The following is a 3,338-nucleotide window of genomic DNA, read 5'->3' on the forward strand; positions in this document are numbered from 1 at the left end:
GGCCCGGGCATGCCTGCGGGTCCGCACCGAACTCGGTGCGGACCCGCAGGTCCTGGGGCCTCTCGTCTGGATCGGGCTGGGCTGTGCGGTGGGCTGTTACGTCGGCGGGCGCACGGTGCACACGTCGGTCAGGTTGCATCCCTCGACGCCGGGCACGTCCATGTAGAAGGCGTCGCCGTCATCGATGCGGGCCTTCTTGTAGAACCCGGCCAGGCCGGGGCCGCGGCCACCGTCCATGTTCTGCTTGCCGGCCATGCTGGCCCGCCCGCAGGGTTCGTTCCAGGTCGGCGGGTCGTAGTTGTCGTCGTCGAAGAGGCGCCAGGTCTTGTCGGCCAGCTGCTTGGCGTACAGCTGTGCGCACACGCCACCGCTGCGTACCGGCAGCCACTGGCCGCCGCTCTCCTGTGTCGCGGCGAACGGGAACTCGTCGCACTGGACCTCACCGTTCGCGTCCGGTGTGGCGTCATTGTGCGGCGTGAAGGCGCCTGCGCCGGTCTTCCGGCAGAGCGTGTTGCGGTTGTACTCCTGGGCCGCAGTGTCCGCCAGACGGTGCATCGGCTTCCCGCGGGTCCGGCTGCCCGGGTGGGTGGCCAGCTCCTCACGCATCACCCAGTAGTAGGTGGCGGCAGCCGGGTATCGCGTGGTGTTGGTCTCCCAGGTGGGGATGTGCTTGGGGAAGATGCAGCCGGTGGAGTTGGGCACGGTGACAGCGTTGTCGCACTTGACCTGCCCCCAGAACACCCAGCTCGGGTCCTTGGTCTTGACCGCCCCGGCGGCCGCAGGGCCTGCGGCGGTGAAGCTGAGGAAGGTGCCCCGGTCGAACTCCTCCGAGGTGCCGGCGGTCGGCGTCCTCCAGGTGAAGGTGCGGGTGGCCGACACCCAGTGCGTGTCAACCACGGGTTCCCACACCGTCGGACCGTTCCACGTCCCGTTGTAGGTCGTGTCGCAGTTCGGGGTGCAGGTGGCGTCCCAGTAGTCCAGGGTCACAGGTCCCAGGTCGGCGTCGATGGACAAGGCGCCCATGAACAGCTTCTCGCGGGAGGCGGCCTTGTTCTCCAGAAGGATCTCCTGGCGCACCATGAACACAGCCGTGCCGATGACCTTGCCGTTGTGCTCCCAGCGGATCAGTACGGCCAGCTTGTGGCAGCCCTCCCGGCGGGTGAGGGTGTAGCCGGAGACATCGGCGTTGTCGCACCACGACACCAACGGTGTGTCCAGGGCGGCGGCCCGGTCCAGCGACTGCTGCTGCTGAGGGGTGGCGTACTGGTCGATGTCCGGGTCGAGCGTGATGCACTGCCGGGTGCCCTGGTGGTCGGTGTCCCGGCAGGATTCCTTCGGCGCGGCCGACAGGCCGGGGACCGGGATGACGCCGTCGGGAGCGGGTTGCTTCTGGCGGTCGGTGTCCTCCCACTCGGGATCGGGGGCGTCCTCGACGGCGTCCGGGATGACGATGTCGGGGGTGGTGCTCCAGTTGCCCGGTTCGAAGGCGACGGCGTCGAAGGCGACGTCCTGGTCGCCGGTGCCGTCGGCGGTGACGGTGCTGAGTTTGACCTCCGGAGTGATGCCCTTCGTGCGGTACGCACCCAGGTTCACCCAGCGGTTGCTGCTGCCCGGCTGGGAGACGGTCTTCGTGGACCAGCCGTTCTTGGTCTTGATCTGGTACTCGGCCTGCGTGGTCTGAGCGCCGTGGTCGGGCAGGTGGACCCAGACCCGTGCGTCCTTGTCGAGGGTCTGGCCCAGCTTCCAGTCGGCGGTGATCTTCAGACGGTTGCCCTTGGCGTCGTCCTGGCGGGTGTGGCCGAACCAGAAGTGTCCGCCGAAGCCGGCGCCGAGCTGGTGGAGGTCGACCTTGGAGGGGTAGACGCTCTCGCTGCCGTTGTTGCCGAAGTCGAAGGAGAAGGTGCCGCTGTTGCTCCAGCCGCTGTTGTCGCAGCCCGGCCGATGGACGGCGGTGCCCCGGGGAACGTCGTCGACGATCAGTGCGCCGGACGGCAGGCCGGTGGTGGTGCAGACGGGCGGGTACGCGGTGCCGTCGGGTTCCTCACCCATGCTGGTGGAGAACCGGATGAACTCGTAGCCGCAGGTGTCGACGCAGTCGGTCTTCCAGGTGACCGGCTTGTGCCACCAGCACATGAAGTCCTCGCGCCCGCACGGGCCCGTGGACCCGTTGTCGTTGGTGGCGCTGTCGGATATGCGGCCGGGGAAGCAGTCGTTGGACGTCGGTTCGCAGAACGCGTCCTCGGGTGCCTTGAGGTGGGCGCGGTTGTAGAGGGCGCTGCCCTTGGTGGAAACGCTCGACTCGGTGCCGTTCCAGGTGGCGGGACGGAACGCCGGCACCATCACACCGGGGGACTCCAGGAAGGACGGCGGGTGGGCGGCGAAGCCCAACACCTTCTCCTGGTAAGGCCAGTTCTGCGGGCGGGCCGCCGCGCTGGCGTCCTCGCCGCCCGCGGCGTTCTCCATGAACGGCAGGCGGCCGGCGTCCCACTCCGGGTTCGCGGGGTTATTGGCCCAGCCCAGACCCCAGGGCGAGCCGTCGCCCTTGTCCGGGTGGAAGCCCGAGTTGTATGCCCACAGCGCGAAGTACCAGTTCTCCGGGCGGCCGGTGGTGCCGTGGTTGGCGATCATGCCGGCGGCCCTGGTCTCGTTCCACTTGGAGACCAGGATCTGCAGGCCCGCGGCGATGTTGGCGGTGTAGTCGAGCGCCGCGGCCCGCTGCTTCTGGTAGTCCCAGGCAGCGCCGCCGTGACCGTCCTCGCGGCCGGCCAGCCGCATGTGGTCGGTGACCTGCGTGATGCCATAACCGCAGTCGGCTTTGGCGAAGTCGATGTCCCAGTCGTTGGAACTGTCGCCGTCGTAGAGATCGATGCCGTAGTAGTTGCCGATCAGCGGGTTCGCCGTGACCCCAGGCACGGCCTCACGGCCGGCCTGCCACATGTTCGACTCTTGCGTGGTCACACCCAGCATGACCTGCGCCATGGCTCGGCCGCCGCCCTCCAGGGCGGGGTTCAGGAAGAGACTCTGCGGCATGTAGGCCGGCATGCCCAGGTTCTTCCAGTTGGCAGGCCGGGAGATGTGGGTGTTCAAATAGCCCTGGACCGCCTGGTCGACGGCCCACTCCACCTGGCGTGGCTTGGGCTGCATCGCCTGGTTGTCCGGGTCGTTGCGCGGTACCGAGCAGGTCCGCTCGTCCTCCACCGGGTCGCTCGGGGAGCTCGCCAGGGTGGTCGCGGGCCGCCCCCGCGGGCCGCACGGGCCCGCCCAGGCCGCCGGGGTGGCGCGGCCGGGGGAGGGCTGGGACGTAGAAAAAAAAGACCCAGACCCCGACGAGTAGACAG

The 3,338-nt window shown here is 68.8% G+C and carries 1 protein-coding gene; it reads right to left on the reverse strand.

What is annotated here, in order from left to right; translation table 11 throughout:
* Nucleotides 1-96: 96 nt before the first annotated feature.
* The gene (locus ACFU8Q_RS40380; RefSeq protein ID WP_384464877.1) at nt 97-3,144 is read right to left on the reverse strand and encodes a hypothetical protein; all 3,048 of its coding nucleotides are present in this window, start codon (nt 3,142-3,144) and stop codon (nt 97-99) included.
* Nucleotides 3,145-3,338 lie beyond the last annotated feature (194 nt).

This window comes from Streptomyces sp. NPDC057543 (assembly GCF_042801895.1).
GTDB lineage: Bacteria > Actinomycetota > Actinomycetes > Streptomycetales > Streptomycetaceae > Streptomyces.